The sequence below is a fragment of the Epilithonimonas sp. 33E genome (assembly GCF_059372615.1).
Window position 1 is genome coordinate 2,211,390 of the sequence record NZ_CM182009.1, and the last position, 16,304, is coordinate 2,227,693.

At 33.2% G+C, this 16,304-nt stretch carries 16 protein-coding genes and 1 pseudogene; 4 read left to right on the forward strand and 13 right to left on the reverse strand.

What is annotated here, in order from left to right; all coding sequences use genetic code 11:
• Window positions 1-50: 50 nt before the first annotated feature.
• Window positions 51-1,625, reverse strand: a pseudogene (gene aceB, locus AC5P2S_RS10135) (malate synthase A).
• A gap of 127 nt (window positions 1,626-1,752) precedes the next feature.
• Between aceB and AC5P2S_RS10140 the strand changes: the two are divergent.
• Window positions 1,753-1,956 (forward strand): helix-turn-helix domain-containing protein, encoded by a 204-nt coding sequence (locus AC5P2S_RS10140; protein ID WP_228370517.1) that lies wholly within the window; start codon window positions 1,753-1,755, stop codon window positions 1,954-1,956.
• On the forward strand, window positions 1,889-2,776 hold the full coding sequence (locus tag AC5P2S_RS10145; protein WP_228457429.1) for a hypothetical protein: 888 nt from the start codon (window positions 1,889-1,891) through the stop codon (window positions 2,774-2,776). Before AC5P2S_RS10140 ends, AC5P2S_RS10145 begins: the two co-directional genes overlap by 68 nt.
• Before the next feature lie 258 nt (window positions 2,777-3,034).
• Here the strand turns inward: AC5P2S_RS10145 and AC5P2S_RS10150 are convergent, their stop codons facing one another.
• From AC5P2S_RS10150 to AC5P2S_RS10195, 10 genes are all read right to left on the reverse strand, one after another.
• On the reverse strand, window positions 3,035-4,669 hold the full coding sequence (locus AC5P2S_RS10150) for a M1 family metallopeptidase (RefSeq protein ID WP_138402073.1): 1,635 nt from the start codon (window positions 4,667-4,669) through the stop codon (window positions 3,035-3,037).
• 70 nt (window positions 4,670-4,739) lie between these two features.
• A complete protein-coding gene (locus AC5P2S_RS10155) occupies window positions 4,740-5,219 on the reverse strand; it encodes a hypothetical protein (RefSeq protein ID WP_138402074.1) in 480 nt (159 codons plus the stop codon).
• Window positions 5,192-5,803 carry a serine hydrolase domain-containing protein gene (locus AC5P2S_RS10160; RefSeq protein ID WP_041461444.1) on the reverse strand — a complete coding sequence of 204 codons (612 nt, stop codon included), beginning with the start codon at window positions 5,801-5,803 and terminating at the stop codon, window positions 5,192-5,194. Before AC5P2S_RS10160 ends, AC5P2S_RS10155 begins: the two co-directional genes overlap by 28 nt.
• A gap of 100 nt (window positions 5,804-5,903) precedes the next feature.
• The gene (locus AC5P2S_RS10165) at window positions 5,904-6,734 is read right to left on the reverse strand and encodes a GLPGLI family protein (RefSeq protein WP_002978549.1); all 831 of its coding nucleotides are present in this window, start codon (window positions 6,732-6,734) and stop codon (window positions 5,904-5,906) included.
• 339 nt (window positions 6,735-7,073) lie between these two features.
• Complete coding sequence (locus AC5P2S_RS10170; RefSeq protein ID WP_002978391.1) at window positions 7,074-7,457, reverse strand: response regulator; 384 nt, start codon at window positions 7,455-7,457, stop codon at window positions 7,074-7,076.
• Window positions 7,458-7,747: 290 nt separating this feature from the next.
• Complete coding sequence (locus tag AC5P2S_RS10175) at window positions 7,748-8,545, reverse strand: SDR family oxidoreductase (RefSeq protein WP_494554787.1); 798 nt, start codon at window positions 8,543-8,545, stop codon at window positions 7,748-7,750.
• A gap of 1,021 nt (window positions 8,546-9,566) precedes the next feature.
• Window positions 9,567-11,282 (reverse strand): serine hydrolase domain-containing protein, encoded by a 1,716-nt coding sequence (locus tag AC5P2S_RS10180; RefSeq protein WP_164720329.1) that lies wholly within the window; start codon window positions 11,280-11,282, stop codon window positions 9,567-9,569.
• Between the two features lie 91 nt (window positions 11,283-11,373).
• Window positions 11,374-12,162: a hypothetical protein gene (locus tag AC5P2S_RS10185; protein ID WP_002978383.1), complete on the reverse strand. Its 789-nt coding sequence runs from the start codon at window positions 12,160-12,162 to the stop codon at window positions 11,374-11,376.
• 375 nt (window positions 12,163-12,537) lie between these two features.
• Window positions 12,538-13,176 carry a S41 family peptidase gene (locus AC5P2S_RS10190; protein ID WP_002978379.1) on the reverse strand — a complete coding sequence of 213 codons (639 nt, stop codon included), beginning with the start codon at window positions 13,174-13,176 and terminating at the stop codon, window positions 12,538-12,540.
• A gap of 219 nt (window positions 13,177-13,395) precedes the next feature.
• Entirely contained in the window at window positions 13,396-13,593 is a 198-nt protein-coding gene (locus AC5P2S_RS10195) for a hypothetical protein (RefSeq protein WP_002978374.1), read from the reverse strand.
• Window positions 13,594-13,808: 215 nt separating this feature from the next.
• Between AC5P2S_RS10195 and AC5P2S_RS10200 the strand changes: the two genes are divergently transcribed.
• A complete protein-coding gene (locus AC5P2S_RS10200; RefSeq protein ID WP_041461442.1) occupies window positions 13,809-14,018 on the forward strand; it encodes a hypothetical protein in 210 nt (69 codons plus the stop codon).
• Window positions 14,019-14,054: 36 nt separating this feature from the next.
• Here AC5P2S_RS10200 and AC5P2S_RS10205 read toward each other — a convergent pair whose 3' ends face one another.
• Window positions 14,055-14,828 carry a GLPGLI family protein gene (locus tag AC5P2S_RS10205; RefSeq protein ID WP_002978372.1) on the reverse strand — a complete coding sequence of 258 codons (774 nt, stop codon included), beginning with the start codon at window positions 14,826-14,828 and terminating at the stop codon, window positions 14,055-14,057.
• A gap of 2 nt (window positions 14,829-14,830) precedes the next feature.
• The gene (locus AC5P2S_RS10210; protein WP_002978368.1) at window positions 14,831-15,112 is read right to left on the reverse strand and encodes a hypothetical protein; all 282 of its coding nucleotides are present in this window, start codon (window positions 15,110-15,112) and stop codon (window positions 14,831-14,833) included.
• A gap of 475 nt (window positions 15,113-15,587) precedes the next feature.
• On the opposite strand from AC5P2S_RS10210, the gene AC5P2S_RS10215 reads away from it, so the two are divergent.
• Window positions 15,588-16,268 carry a DUF4253 domain-containing protein gene (locus AC5P2S_RS10215; RefSeq protein ID WP_002978366.1) on the forward strand — a complete coding sequence of 227 codons (681 nt, stop codon included), beginning with the start codon at window positions 15,588-15,590 and terminating at the stop codon, window positions 16,266-16,268.
• Window positions 16,269-16,304: the final 36 nt, after the last annotated feature.

Below are 16,304 nucleotides of genomic sequence, written 5' to 3' on the forward strand. Positions count from 1 at the left end.
GGAAAAATTTTGTGCGAGAACTTTTCTTATTAAAAATTTCTAATTCTATTTTAAATAAACGGATACGCTTTCAATGTTAAAAATTCAACAAAGTTTTCACAGAAAATCAATTCGTTAAAAAGTTCTTTTGCCAGAGTAAATTTTCCGTTTTTGAAACGTTCTTCACCGACATATTTTTCAATTCTTTCCAGTTCCTCAAATTCCCATTGAAGAATCATTTCCCTGGTCAGTTTTCTTTCATCATTTAGAAATGCTTCATTTTTCAGCCATTGCCAAACTTGAGTCCTTGAAATTTCAGCAGTTGCCGCATCTTCCATCAGATTATAAATCGCAGCTGCACCTACTCCCATTAACCAAGATTCGATATACAGAATTCCGACGTTGATATTTTTTCGGACACCCTGTTCGGTAATTTCTCCTTTTGGAATTTCCAGTAAATCATTTTCTGTAATTTGATAATCAAACTTTTTATCGATTTGATTTTTCTCAGGCATAAACTGGTCGAAAATATCTTTCGCCACAGAAACCAAATCGGGATGTGCAACCCAAGTTCCATCGTGACCATTTTTCACTTCACGCTCTTTATCATTTCTGACCTTTCCAAAAGCCTGACTGTTGGCTTCATAATCATTTTTAATAGGAATCTGCGCCGCCATTCCACCAATCGCGTGAACATTTCTTTTATGACAAACTTCAATCACTCTTTTTGAGTATGCATTCATAAAAGGTGAAGTCATTGTTACCTGATCACGATCAGGGAGAATAAATTCTGGAAGATTTCTGAATTTTTTAATGAATGAAAAAATATAATCCCATCGACCACAATTCAAACCGGAACTATGTTCTTTTAATTCGAATAAAATTTCATCGATTTGAAAAGATGCAGTAATAGTTTCAATTAAAACTGTTGCTTTAATTGTTCCCTGAGGAATTCCGAGATAGTTTTGAGCAAAAACAAAGACGTCATTCCACCAGCGTGCTTCTTTGTAATGTTCTAATTTGGGGAGATAAAAATAAGTTGCACTTCCGTTTTCTATCAATTGTTTTATGTTTCTGAAAAAATAAATTCCAAAATCTATTAATGAAGCAGAAGTTTGTTCATCATTGATTTCAATATGTTTTTCATTCAAATGCAAACCTCATGGACGAACTAGCAGAACAGCCATTTCTTCATTTAATTGGTATGATTTTCCCTGCTCATTTGTAAAATCAATTCTTCTATTGATTGCATCCGAAAGATTGATTTGACCTTCCATACAGTTTTTCCAGGTTGGAGAATTGCTGTCTTCAAAATCCGCCATAAAAGTTGAAGCACCACAATTCAAAGCATTAATAATCATTTTTCGATCAACTGGCCCAGTAATTTCCACTCTTCGATCCAGCAAATCTTCAGGAAGTGGATTGCAAACCCAATTTCCTGTTCTGATTTCTTCGGTTTCTGGAAGAAATTTTGGAAGAATTCCTTTATCGAAATCTTTCTGTGTAATTTCTCTTTCATCTAAAAGCTCTAATCTTTTAGCATTAAAGTTCTGATGAAGCTCAACCAAAAAATCAACTAAATCATTAGTAAAAATTTCTTCAAACTGTTGCTGAGCTTTAATTCTTAATTGAGTCTTTGTTTCCATAATCAATTGATTTTCTGATTCAACATTACAAACCTAAATAAAAATTTTCACATGCAGCGAACGTTCGCCGAATTTATTTTAAAATTTATTATGCGAAAAATCGCTTCCAAATATTTATCTTTGACTTATGAATTCTGAAAGTGACTATATCAAGACGGTTTTCGGGCTAAAACTGAAACAGCAAAGACAAAAGAAAAACTGGTCTTTGCAGGATCTCGCTACAAAGACCGGATTGTCTAAATCTTACCTCAATGAAATTGAAAATGGCAAAAAATATCCGAAGCACGATAAAAATTATTCAGCTTTCAGAATCACTGAACTGCACTTTTGATGATTTAGTCTCGACAAAACTGGATAAAAGTTTAGCTCCATTTAATGAAATTTTACAATCGGATTTTTTCAAAGAAATCCCTTTGGAACTTTTCGGAATCAATAAAAATAATTTGATAAGTATTATCAGCGATGCACCAAAAAAAGTAACTGCGTTCATTAATGCTTTGATCGAAATTTCTCAGAATTATAATTTAGGAAAAGAACGATTTTACTTCGCTGTTCTTCGTTCGTTTCAGGAATTGTATGACAATTATTTCCCTGAAATTGAAGATAAAGCATTACAGTTTGCGCAAGAAAATAAATTAGAGATTGATAAAAATCTACAGTCGGATATTTTAGAAAATATCTTATCTGAAAAATTTAATTATAAAATTCAGTCAGAAAATTTTGAAGAATATGGAACTTTAGACAATCTCCGTTCGCTTTTTATTCCTGAAAAAAAACTATTGCTTTTAAATAAAAAATTGGAACGGGATCAAAAAACATTTATTCTATCAAAAGAAATCGGCTTCAATGTTTTGGAATTAAAAAATCGTCCAAATACATACTCCTGGCTGGGTTTTGGAAGTTTTGAGGAAATTTTAAATAATTTTTATGCTTCTTATTTTGCCGGAGCATTATTGATTTCAAAACAAAAAATCATTAGAAAAACTTCAGAATTTTTCTTTCAGAATGAATGGAACCCCCAAAATTTTGAAAGTCTGATTGAGAAATTCACCAATTCACCGGAAACTTTTTATCACCTAACAGTATCTAAAGAAGTGTTTATTAATGGTAGTTTACTCAATACAAGGTGTACAAAAGTGGTACAGAATTAAGATGCTGTAACATCTTTTTTTTCTACTTTTCCGAACGCATCTCGTCACATTAAACACTTGTGAACTAATATTTTACAATATTTGACGATAAATTTAAATGTACAATTATACTACTTTTGTACACCTCCAGCCTTATATTTCAATGTAAATCAACATATTAACAATTCCCGATTGCAACTATAATAATTACTACATTTTGCCATTACACCCCCCAATTTTCATTTTTAACGTTAAAATAAGTACCATACATTTCCCAATTTATTCTTTGCTTTTATAACTTTTTATGTAAAAATTAGGATCAATATCAACCTGATTAATAAAATTATTTTTCAGATCATAGGATTGCCAGGAAGTAGTTGGAGAAATCCAGTCTTCAATACCAATGATCTTAATCGGCATTGTAAAATTATTGATACAGTTTGTAAATCGATACTGTAGTTTATGATCTGTTATAAAATATTCCAATACTGGAACCTGAGAGGTTCTCAGATACTGATCATACACAGCATTAAAGTTTATTCCTGACTGAATATTAATGTAATTTTCAATTTCTTTTGTTGTGACAACCTTGTGATAGAACTGTTTATTAAGCCCACGTAGTATTTGCAAAAATTTTTCGTCATTATCGATGACAGTCTTGATCATGTGAATGACCGCCCATCCTTTTACATATCCGTCTGAGCTTCCATCTTCATTAATACCGTATCTGCCAATAATAGGTTTATCATTTTCAATGGTTCTGTATCTGCCTGAAAGAAACTCCTCCTCTGCTTTTTTTCCAAACAGATCCGAAAGTACAAGCTCTTCAGCCAGACCTGCAAATCCTTCCTGGATCCATCGGTCAGCAATATCGCCGGCGGTAATACTATTTCCGAACCATTCATGTGACATCTCATGAATAACGATTCTGTCTGTTTTTTTACCCCAGCCTGTTTTTGACACATCATTTCCTTTGTATGTCCCTTTTGTAAAATTATTACCATATGCAATCGCACTCTGATGTTCCATTCCGATATAAGGTGCTTCTACAATCTTAAATCCGTCTTCATAGAACGGATATGGACCAAACCAATGTTCCAGTGACTTCATTGCCTGAATGGATTCAGGTATTAAATGATTTTCAGCCTTTTGTTTATTATAGTCGAGAACCCAATAATCCATGCTTAGTTTCCCTATGATTCCGGTATAATTCTTTTTGATATTAACGTAGTTGCCCATGTAGAAAGAGATGCCATAATGATTGATCAGATTAACGACTTTCCATGTATATTGCATGTCACCATCAGATGTCCGTTGCTGTTTTACCAGACATCCGTTACCTATCGCATTTAGAGATGCAGGCGTAATTATTGAAATAGAAGCACCCTCATCTGGTTCATCATACAGCATATTTTTGCATGGATACCATAAGCTGGCTCCTTTGTACTGACAGGCCACTGAAATCCAGGGACGGTTTAAAGAATCTTTGCCCCATACAAAACCTCCGTCCCATGGTGGGGATTGAGATTCTACAGGTTTACCCGAATAATAAACAGCGATGTTGTATTTCCTATTTTTATGTTTTCTGACTCCTGAAACATACCAGATATTTCCTTTATTTTGAAAGCTTAGCTTTTTACCATTTTGAGTAACACTGTCAATGATCAATGGTTTTACAAAGTCGATCTGCATCAATTCAGATGGTTGCTCTGAAATTACTTTATATCTGATTTTATTATTTCCTGTAATCGTTTTTGTATGGTAATCGGGTTTAATGGTAATGTTATATGACATTAAGTCCCACCATCTTTTCTCCGGTGTTAAAGAGCCTACCAAAGAATCTTCTTTAGATGGCTTTTGTGCAGCAGCCCAGTTGGATACAAACAATATAAAAATAAATCTTAGTACATTCATATCAGAACAGATCTGATTATTAATTAAGTCAGGTACATAGCTAAATAGCAATACATTTTAGAATAATACGCTAAGTGCAATATTTTTCCGCTAACATTTCAAGGACCAGGTCTATTCCTTCATTTGCTGACTCTGAAGATAAATTGCCGAAAATAATGATAGCAATTTTTTTCTCTTTAAATATTGATACGGAGGACATAAAACGGTTGGCATTTCCAAAATTATTAATATAACTTTTTCCATCTTTTCCTGTTTTTTTGAACCAACCAAAAGAAAAAATGGGGAATTGAAATAGAAGCTGTTCAAAAGTTTCTTTCTTAAATGGTATTCCTTTTCCTTCTAATCCTTTTAAATAATTTTGAATATATAATGAATAATCGGGTAAAGTGGTGTTTATATTACCCGCTGACAGCAACCAATTTAATTTTATATTCTCTTCTATAAGTGGGACTAGTTGTTCATAATGGCCGTAAGTCTGTTGTTCATCTTGGGTATTTGGACTACCAAATCTGAAATCAATATTTAATTTTTTTTTGAGATCGTTGACCAATTCATAATAATTTTATTGCTAACTTTTTCTAACATAAGTCCCGCTAAAACGTAGCCAAGGTTTGTTAAGTACAAATCATCGTTATTTTTCTTTACCGCTTTTTGAGTGAGTAAGTATTTCGCAATATTGTATCGTTGTTCTTGGTTTGTTCCTGTTATTACCACAGATTCCGGGATATATGTATCATAAGAAAACGGAGCTAGTGGCGCTTTAAAATTCAGAAGATTAATTAATGTTAGACTCTTACTTTGATTTTGCTTTGCCTTTAATTCCGGAAATAAATGAAAAAAATCAGTATTCCAGTTAATTTTTCCTTGTGATACCAAATCAGCAGCAATAAATGATGTAATTGCCTTAGTATTTGAACCCAGATGAAATCTATTTTGTAGAGTAACCTGCACATTAGAATTAACTTTATTTGTTCCTAAAGCTTTCATTAAGATTGAATCAGAAGATATTACGGCAATTTCTAAAGCCGGAATTTGGTATCTAATTCTGATACTGTCAATCTTATCTGAAATAGTTTGGGCAATTAAACTATAGGCTATCAGGAAGGTCAAAATGAATTGAAGTTTTACTTTCATTTGCTTAAAAATGCAATTTGTGTTAAAGAAGGAAATACTATTTAATATTCTTTCTATCATGTCTACGGTATCACTAAAGTTCTAAAGCTTATTGACAATATTAATTATACTTTATAGCTTTATCAACTTCAACAGGATTATTATATTTTCTTATAATGGACTGCAGATTTTTTACCTGTGCATTCAGTTCTTCGATATTGCTGATTTGTTTTCCTCCGATATTAATATTCAGGTTGGGACTGCTTTTCAAATTGGTTCTTTCGAAAGAAAAAGGATCATTGTAAAAATCCATTAGTAACTTTTTCTTCTGTTTTTCATTGATAACAACAGCCTTGTTTCCAAAATTTGATTCCAGAAAATCATCTGTTGCGAAATTGTCGGGAAAGTTTTGATTTTTAATGAGCTTATAGATAAAGTTATTTTTATCATCCTGAATCTCAAAAATCAAACCCGGTAATCCACGAAATTTATACGGACCTTCATTAAAAGGAATATCCTTGTTGAACCAGGCTATCCAATGCCGTCCTCCAAAATCAGCGGTTGCTTTCTGAAGATCATATTCATTGTATTTTTTTGTATCACTTTCAATTTTCCAATTAATGATATCGTTAGTTTTGAAAGAATAATAGCCGAATTTGATATTGATGAAATTTTCGTTTTCAGACGAATCGTTTCTCCTCTTGACAATCTGTCCCGTCATATCAACATGTTTATTATCCATGTTTCCAAATTTTTTATTTATAGAATCCGCAATTAATAGATTTCTTCCATAAAATTTGGTTTCATTTTTATTAACATCCAATATCATATAGAATTTCTGATGTTCGTTTTCAGTTGAATCCATTTTCAATTGTAATTCATAAATATACCTGTGTGTTTGAGCCTGGAAAAAACTTCCGATAAGCAGGCAAAATAACATGATTATTTTCATAATTATTTGTTTTTGAAGGTTTCAAATTCAAATATAATTATTTAAAGAAAGCCGAATAAGGAAAAAGTGCTTTGACGCGTACGAAATTACCCATCGTCAATTTCTTACTCAATCGATTATTTTTAGTAAAATGCTTATTACTAACAAAAAAGACCGTTTATTGTAAAACTGCTACAGCAACAAACTTTTCCCATAATTTGTCCATCCAGCAACAAGCTGCAATTTAAAATCTACTAGGAACCGATTGCGAATTTATAGGAGAAAATATAAAGTAATAAAATAAACGTGTTTGAGAATAGTCTTTTTTAAAAAAAAATAAGCAGTCACATAGTTGGCTGCTTAACTGCTTTCTATTGATGAAAAAGTACTGTACATCAATATCTTTTGTTCAAACTCCTCAATATTAAACGGCTTAGAGATAAAGTCGTCCCCTCCTACTCTGGTCGTTATCTCTGAAAGATCAAAGCTGGTTCCAAGTAAAATGACTGGTATATTGTTTAGGACATAATTCCGCTTGAGACTATTACTTATTTTCATGGCATTATAACCCGAAATACAAGAATCAATTAAAATAATATCTGGAGTACATAGTGTAACTTCTTCAATAATGTCCTGCGAAGAATCTAATGAGACGATCTTAAAACCTGTCTCCTTGAGAATTTCATTCAGAAGTTCTACAAATAGAACATCGCTATCAAAAATGATTATAGTTTTATTCGACATAGGCTTTGATCTTAAGGGTTTGTGGGAGGATAGTTGAAATTTTAATAATCAACTGTATAATGCTTGAACGATAACCCGCTAAGAGGATGAATAATTAGTAGTAGGCTTACCGTAAATTTATATGAACTAAATGGATAAAGATTGATCTTTATCCATTTAGCAATCAATAATTATATTATATGTATTAAAATAAGCGCGCTTTACGTTGTAAAACGCACTTAGTATTTTTTTCAGTTCCTGTAAAGGGATGATTTTTCCGAAAAGAATCCTTTTTTATTTGTAGGCCAACATTATGGTTGTCCTTTACCACCGGATGCTCCATATATCTGTCCTGTCGCAAAACTGGCATCATCAGCGGCTAACTGAACAAATATAGAAGCTAGTTCTGCAGGCTGTCCTGGTCTTCCGAGTGGTGTATCACCGCCAAATTTTTCCAGGTTTTCCTGTGTCTGGCCTCCGCTTACCTGAAGAGGTGTCCAGACAGGTCCGGGTGCAACACCATTGACTCTTATGCCTTTCGGTCCCAACTGCTTGGCAAGAGATTTTACATAGTTGGTCGTTGCTGCTTTGGTTTGTGCATAATCATAAAGATCAGCAGAGGGATCATAGGCCTGAATGGAGGACAATCCTATAATAGAAGACCCAGGCTTCATATGAGGAAGAGCAGCCTTTGTGATCCAAAAAGGTGCATAGATATTTGTTTTCATAGTCCAGTCGAAGTCATCGGAACTAAGATCGAGTATAGATTCATTGGCTTTCTGATGTCCTGCATTATTGATCAGAATATCCAGACCTCCGAGTTGCTGCACAGCCTGGCTAACCAATTGTTTGCAGAAGGCTTCGCTACGAATATCTCCTGGAATGGCTATACCTTTACGGCCTTCCTTTTTGATAAGTTCGATCACCTGCTTAGCATCTTCCTCTTCAGCAGGTAGGTAATTAATGGCTACATCTGCTCCTTCTCTTGCATAAGCAATGGCAGCAGCCCGACCAATACCGGAATCACCGCCAGTAATCAATGCTTTTCTTCCTTGTAGTCTTCCTGAACCTACATAGCTCTTCTCTCCATGGTCCGGCACCGGTGTCATTTTGCCTGCCAAACCAGGAAAAGGTTGCGACTGCTTATTAAAAGGTGGTTTGGGATATTTGTTTCGCGGGTCAGTAAGCTCCTTTGCATTCGCTTTACCTGTATTGCTGTTCTGTGACTGCGCTAAAGCGCCCGGAGCAACCGCTGCTATGGCAACGGTTGCAGCTATCTTTCCGATAGCATCTCTCCTTGTTATTTTACTTTCCATATCAATATGATTATTTGGTGTTTTAGAATTCTGTAATTTGTAAAATGGGTACTATATGTAAAATTAGTAGACTACTCAACAAAGGTTTTATGATACAAATCATAATTCAATGACTCTCTTAAGGATTGAAGTTAAAATCTATCTGGCAACAGTTCAAACAAATCAGTGGTAATATATTTTAATTAGATGGAAAGCGCAAGTAACTTTTTCCTAGCAAAATGCTGCCGGTAAATCCTGAAATATATTTGTGATATAAATGATAATTGTTTTTAGGATGCTTTGCCTGGTAATATTAACAATGTTAAAGAGCACCGAAAAGTAAGAAAGAGTGTGATTGATTAGTAGCACTGTCACTTTAGTGATTAATTATGAATAGCTGCTCTGACCAGCGGCTATTTTCACTCACAGGGGTATATCTTTTCTGATTGATTTACGGATCTATTGTTTTCGGAATCCCGATATTTTCATTTTTAGAAAATGGTCCAGGGCTAAGTTTTTGTTGCAATAACAAGAGCTTTCAGCGTTGGAGATAATGTTGTATTTTCAATCATTGTGCGCTCGAAAAAACCAGCTGAGATCTGCCTTTCAAGTTCGCGCATAGTATAATTTTCCTTGATGCTCATCTTTAATTAAAACTCATGTTCCTCATCAGTTTTGCAACGTGAGAAGATTGTGTGGTAATGTGTCCAGCTCAGTTGTGTTGAAATAGTGTTTCTTATATCTTGTATTTCGAATTGTGTCCCCAGCGAGGACACAATTTTATCAGATTAATTATTAATCTATGTATACCGATGCAATGTTAGATGTTGATATTTCATCTGTCCTTTCTAAATGTCAAACCCGCAAAGTCAACCACTTTTTGATCATCTTTTTCAGAGAAGATAACAGTAAATCCTCCGAAACCCGCATTTATGCCACACGTAACAGCATAGTTGGGTGTTATTACACGTAAAGGTATATGCCTTACACTACCAAATGTTGTAAGCTTCATCATCAAAACGTTGCCTTCCGATATATAAATTTCAACTTCTTTGAATTTTGTATCCCCAATCAGCATTTGATATCCGAAATGCCTGTATCTTCCTATTACTTTCTCCCACACAGAGCGATCAATGTTTTTGAGTTTTAGTCCGGATTCGTACTCACGATTGCCAATTCTTTGAAATAAAAAATTTTCGTTATTAACTTTCTTAAAAACAAATCTTTTGTTTCCTCTTTCCACTAGGCTATCATTTGGAAATATTTCAACAGGCAGAAATTCATCCCTGAATAAAGGAGTGAGAAAATATTGTTTTTCCCCATCAATAAGTTTGAGGCGGTCTTTTTCCAAAATGACCTTTATATAACCTTCTTCTTGAGCATAATTACCTAAATATCTTTTCAGGCTGTGCCGGGATAATCTGACCGGAGTTGAAGAACTATGAATTTTTCCGGTTATTGGAGCAGGAAACAGGTCGCTAATACTCAATTGGTACTTGTTCAGGAAATTGAAACAAAATTCTTCTGCAATTGAACCACCTTCTGCTGAGTTTGTCATTACAATTACCGCAAATTTGCTCTTGGGAATTAATAAGAGTTTTGCGTGTGCAAATCCGGCACTTCCTGCGTGATAGACAGCAAAATTGGAATCATTTTTAAACATAAACCAGCCTAAGCCTTTTTTATTACTTTCAATAGGTACATTTTGGTTTTGCAGTGAAAACATTTCACGAATAGTTGGGGAATCAATTATCGAAGAGCTTTCTCCATTATAGGCTTTCATCAGTCCAATCGTATATTTGGAAAAGTCATTGATGTTGGTATAAATTCCGCCGGACGCAATATCCCGCAATTCATATTCTTCCACTTCATTTCCACCCAGATAGATCTTCGAACGATATTGCAAACGATCCATTGCAAATCCGGATTGGCTCATGCCAAGTGGAGCAAGAATATTTTGATGAACATAGTCCGCATAATCTTGTTTGCTTATTGCTTTCACCAAACTTCCTAAAATATTATAACCTGCATTTGAATATAGGCCTACCATACCTGGCGGATAGGTAATATAGGTATCATTGATGTAACCTAATACGTCGGTGTACTTTCCGGATCGCAGATCTGAATTCTTCCAGATGTCGGGTTGAATACCTGATGTGTGGGTAAGAATGGATTTTACTGTAATATCCTTTATGTCAATATTTTTTGTTTTAGGTCTGAAATCCCTCAGATAGCTGTTTAATGGATCGTTTATATTTAATAATCCTTTTTGCTGAAGTTGCATCACACTTAACGAAGTAAATGTTTTGGTTATTGAGCCCATATTGACAACCGTATTGGTTGTCATGGGTACTTTGTTCAATTTGTCTGCGTATCCAAATCCGTTGGACCAGATCACTGAATCATTGACGATAATGGCAGCACTTATACCAACTATGTTTTTGTTTTGCTGTAGATTCTTATTAAAGAAATCTTCAGATGATTGCACGAGTTCCCTAGTACTGACGCTGCTATCTGTCTGTGCTTCAGTCTTTGAAAAAATAAAAAACACAAAAAGTATAATTGATGATCTACTTAATTTTTTGAATGGCATCTTTATTCAGGTTTCGGCGGTTTTACAATAACCTTGTTAGCTACAGGCTTTATTTATTTTCAATTTTTTCCAAGCTGATTATAATTTTTTCATCTTTAGGAAGTAAATATTGTAAACGAACAAATCCCAATTGTTCATTGAAATACGATATTAAAAAACTTTTTCCAATTTTTGAGGAACAACTCGATTTTGTCTCAATTGTATTTATGGTACCTAATGGTAATATGATCTTTTTATCTTTTAACGTGTTTTCATAAACACATTTCAGGTTCAATTCACCTTTCCAGGTAATGTCTTTTAATTCTTTCCAATGTTCACCAATTTCTAAATTCCACTTGTATTTTTTAGATTCATTAGGTTTTACGTATGGAAATGGTGCAAATTGTAATATTTGGAAAGCATTCATTCGGAACGGATGCAACCAGACATTTGTACTATTTTCTATAACACCGGTAAGCTCACTAGTTATTGTTTTTTTATCAGAATTTAAATGAGATAAAATAATTTCCGTTTGGCTATAATCCGGATGGTCTTGGAATATCGGACCTTTTGTTTTCAGTGCTTTGATACTCAATAGATCAATTGCTTTATCATCTTTTGAATTATATTTTATTAATGAAAAAATACTGTCATTGTCAATTTTATATTTCAATGTGTCATTTCCTTTAACTATGTGATAAGTATAAAAGTATTCTCTATTGGATAAATATATTTTATTATCATAATTATAAGGATTTTCATTTTTATTATTTTGTGGATTCTCAACGAAAATACCTTTAGATAAAATGCAGGAATTCAGTAACAGTATTAGACTCAAAAAGCTGATCGATCTTATCATTTCAGATGTGTATAGTTTGTATTAGCTTGCAGATAATAATGGAAAAGAAATTGGCGAAGTGCCTGAAGGATACTTCAGATGATCAGTCAAATCAAAATTATTATTATTCTCATAACTATTTGTTTTTAAAGGTTTCAAATTCAAATATAGTTATTTAAAAAAGCCGAATATGGAAAAAATGCACTAACAGGTACGAAATTACCCATCGTCAATTTTTTGCTTAGTTAACTATCTTTAGCGTAATGCTTGTTACAAGAAAAATGCAGACCATTTCTGTGCAGAACCATTCGAGCAAAACATTTTCAATACTTTGTCCGTCCGACAGCGAGTCGAAATTTAAGAATACTAGGAGTCGAATGCTAATTCATACGATTGTTATCTTATAGCTGTTGTTGAATCTGTTTGTATTTTATCCAGATTCTTTTCGAAATAATCTTTTACTTTTTTGTTAGTAGTGCTTTTACCAAGTTCTTGCAGTGCAAAAATTTGTGTTTGCAGTAATACATCCTTTTCTAAAATTTCGATATCAGGTGTTACGCCCGTTCCTTCCCAATTTGTTTTTGTTACAGGATTAATAGGCCTGCAGTTAGGAATAAAAGCAACAAATGGTCCTTTAATTTTAACCTCATCGCTAGGATTCGCGCCACCTGCCGAAATTTTGCCGAATACGGTTGCTCTTTTTAATACCCGCAGATCATAGGTAAATTCCTCACCAGCTGAAAATGTTTTATCATCAATGATGATGTATAATGGTTTGTTTAAATACCGTTTTGCCGGCACATATGGCAAGGTCCAATATTGTACACTTTTATTACCTTCTCTCCAATACAAATCGTTTAAATGTACAGGATTAGAATCGAAAAAATGACTTGCCAGGAACTGTACCATTTCCGGTTCGCCGCCGTGATTTGCCCTAAGGTCGATGATTAATGCATCAGTGTTTGCTAAATAATTAATTGCGGCAGTTGCTATAGGGGCAGCATCATCAACAGGAAAAAATGCATCTATTTTCATATCCGATATTTCCCTCCAGTATATCAATTTTCGTAAATCCAAAATTTTTCTGAATTCTAAATCGTCGGACCTTTTCTACCTTCTCTTTTTCAGCCTCCATCAATGTTTGTGACCGATTGTAATCCTCTTCATGGTAAGATACTCTCAAATATTTATCGTGAGTAATCGAAAGAAGTTGATTGGTTAAAGTTTCTGCAAAGGTTTTAGCATCGTTAATTTTTAAATAGTAGCCTTTCTTTTTGCATGCTTGAGTGTATTTTCAACTTTGACGGCGACCTCAGGAAAAACATAATAATCATTTAGCTTTTGAAAAAGCGAACCCAGAACTTCACTTTTTGCCTGTTCGCTAATCAATATTTTTGCCTGCTCATCCGATTGTTGAGCTTGTATATTTTGAGCAAATAATAAAAATATCAAAAAAAACAAGATAGTTATATTTCATATTAAAAGTGTCGTTTTGTTTTTTAGATCTATATACATTTACATAAAGTGTTGAGTATAAAATAAAACTTGACATTAAAGATTCATTTCTTATCAGCCTCAATATCGGTGTAGGTAAAAATGCTAGGTTTTTGTTGAAGCTTAACCTTCGTTTCGTTATCTTTTTCAAAGACACTACGATTTTAAGAATCATGAAACTAACAGTAAGTGTGACCTGTCATCAATTCATTTACAGCTTCTGTAGAAAAGAAATAATAGAAAGTAATTACAACCAATATGTCGGTTTATTTATATTTGAGTCATATAACCTTCAGAAAAAAAAATTTTTAGCCCAACGGGATTATACAAAGGTAACCGTAAAAATAGTAGTAATCGTAAAAACCATTAATATAGAAAAATAAAAGGCACTTTTACAGTGCCTTTTTACAATTATACTACTAATGAGAGTACAGTAGCTCCCATTCAAATGATTTTTCCAAACCAAGTCTCTTTTTTGATATTCCGTTATCCAGTCTTGTACCCTGTGGCATCTTACTTAAAATGTCTGACATTTCTTTATTTTGTGATCCTTCTTTCATATCTATAAATTCCTTCATAGTCATTTTGGGATAACTGCTTAGCTTAGGGGTAAAATTAATGGTTGGATCGACTGATAATTCCACTTTTTCAGCCTTCCATATATTGAAATTTTTATTGTCCTCTCTGATATCTAATATTACTCCTGGCAAGCCAAAGAATTTAAAAGGCCCTGCCGAATATGGTAATTCTTTGGTAAAATACGCTGTGACCTCCGATCCTCTAAAATTGGCGGTTGCCTTTATGCAATCATATCCAAGAATCTTTTTTGTTTTTGTTTCGTCGATCTTCCATACTGGTTTAGCAACATTATCATGAATAAAATACTTTGTATCTCTGTCTAAGCCTGTAAAAAAGAAATCTTTTGTTTTGCCGTTGTCTTTAAGTTTTGAAATAAAATAGTTTTTACTTACCGGCTTTCCTGTCTGCTTAACTGCCGAAGTAGTACCTCCCGAATTAAAATTAATAATAGAATCCTGAATGGATATAACATCATTATCTTTCACATAGAGGTCTTCGTACAAAGTCGCAATAGGTGATCTGACATGATGATATTTTACATGGACTTGCTGTGCAAGTCCATGTAAAAAAAACATTACGAAAAAAATCGTAAAAGCTATTTTTTTTAAATTCATAACTATTCAGCCGTAACAGTATAGCCTGCCTGCGATAAATTCCATTTGACAATAGTTTGAAATACTTGACAAGATGAAAGCGTTGGAGCATCAGTTACGAACCATTGAGAGCCTGTCCAGTTCCCTTCACTATCATAAAAATTAACGTTGACTCCGCAAAGCTGAAAAGAAGTTTTAGTTTTTTCAATTTTTTCAACTTGTTTCTCTGAAATTTTTAAGTCAGCTGTTTTGGCACTTACTAACCCAGCTACTCCGAAGGCAGCTAATAAAATTGCTTTTTTCATAATTATTTATTTTTTTGATCGATCAAAAGTATTGATGAAAAAGGCTTGAAAATTTATATTTTAATATTTTGAATTTATATAATTTTAAGATTTCTAGATATGGTTGAGTTCATGTAACATTTAAAGTTCAATTTTATCTGCGTTGTTTTAGTACTGGAGATAAGATAGATTTAGGATTATAGTTGCTATTAGAAAACCTATTGATAGGCTTTTAAGTAATTGTGGTATTACTATGACATTGAACCTTGTATCACTTATCTTAAAATATGTTTGTTCTTTTTTTCCTTATTATTAAACATTGATATAATAAATTCTCAAAAACAACACTAAAAAGTGAAGTGTTAAAAAATTTTTATAACTAATATAATTTTTCGTAAATTTCTTGCTATAAAAGATAAATATTCATTATAAACTTTGCTTTTTTGCAATATTTGATGAACATGAATTCATTATCAATAGATAATATAAAACACAAATGAAAAGTATCATTATTAACTTATTATGTCTTTTAGTATTTGTTTCTTGTGAGAAGACCAAGAATCTTAATGCTAATGAGATAAAGCTCACCCAAGAAATCAATTTAGACCAAGGAACTGCGGAAAAAATTAAAGGATTGTCAATGGGTGTTTTTGAAGTGGCAAAAGGGAATAAAGACAGGGAGATTCTTTTTGAGTATTTTCGAAATCTCAAAAATTACTCAAAAAATTTACCGGCGGCAATAATAATTAGGGCAAAAGCTGAAAATGCAGATCTAATTGTCAAAAAATTCGCACGGGAACTGAAAGATAAGAAATTGATTGTTTACAAATCCGCAGAAAATTACGGTAATGAAGATGATATAATTACTATTCTCCAATCTAATAATAAGTTGGAACCATTGCTCTTTGAAGCAACAAATGGCGTAAACTATGATATTGACACCCAAATGATAATCAATAAATTAAAAGATTGGGATTCCAAATACGGGATTGAGCTGGAGGCAGTCGGCCCTGATTTTGTTTCTGGGAAGTTTAAAAATAAACCCGCAAACATTCCGAAATTTGCAAAAGAAGTCTATGATTTTTGTCCCGACATCGTAGACCAAGGTGTTGGAAGTATAGAGGAATTGGAGAAATCACTTGCAGATTCTAATGAATTTTTCCTTTGGTGGGACTAGTGTGTATCATTTCAAAGCAACAATTAAAAGAATCCT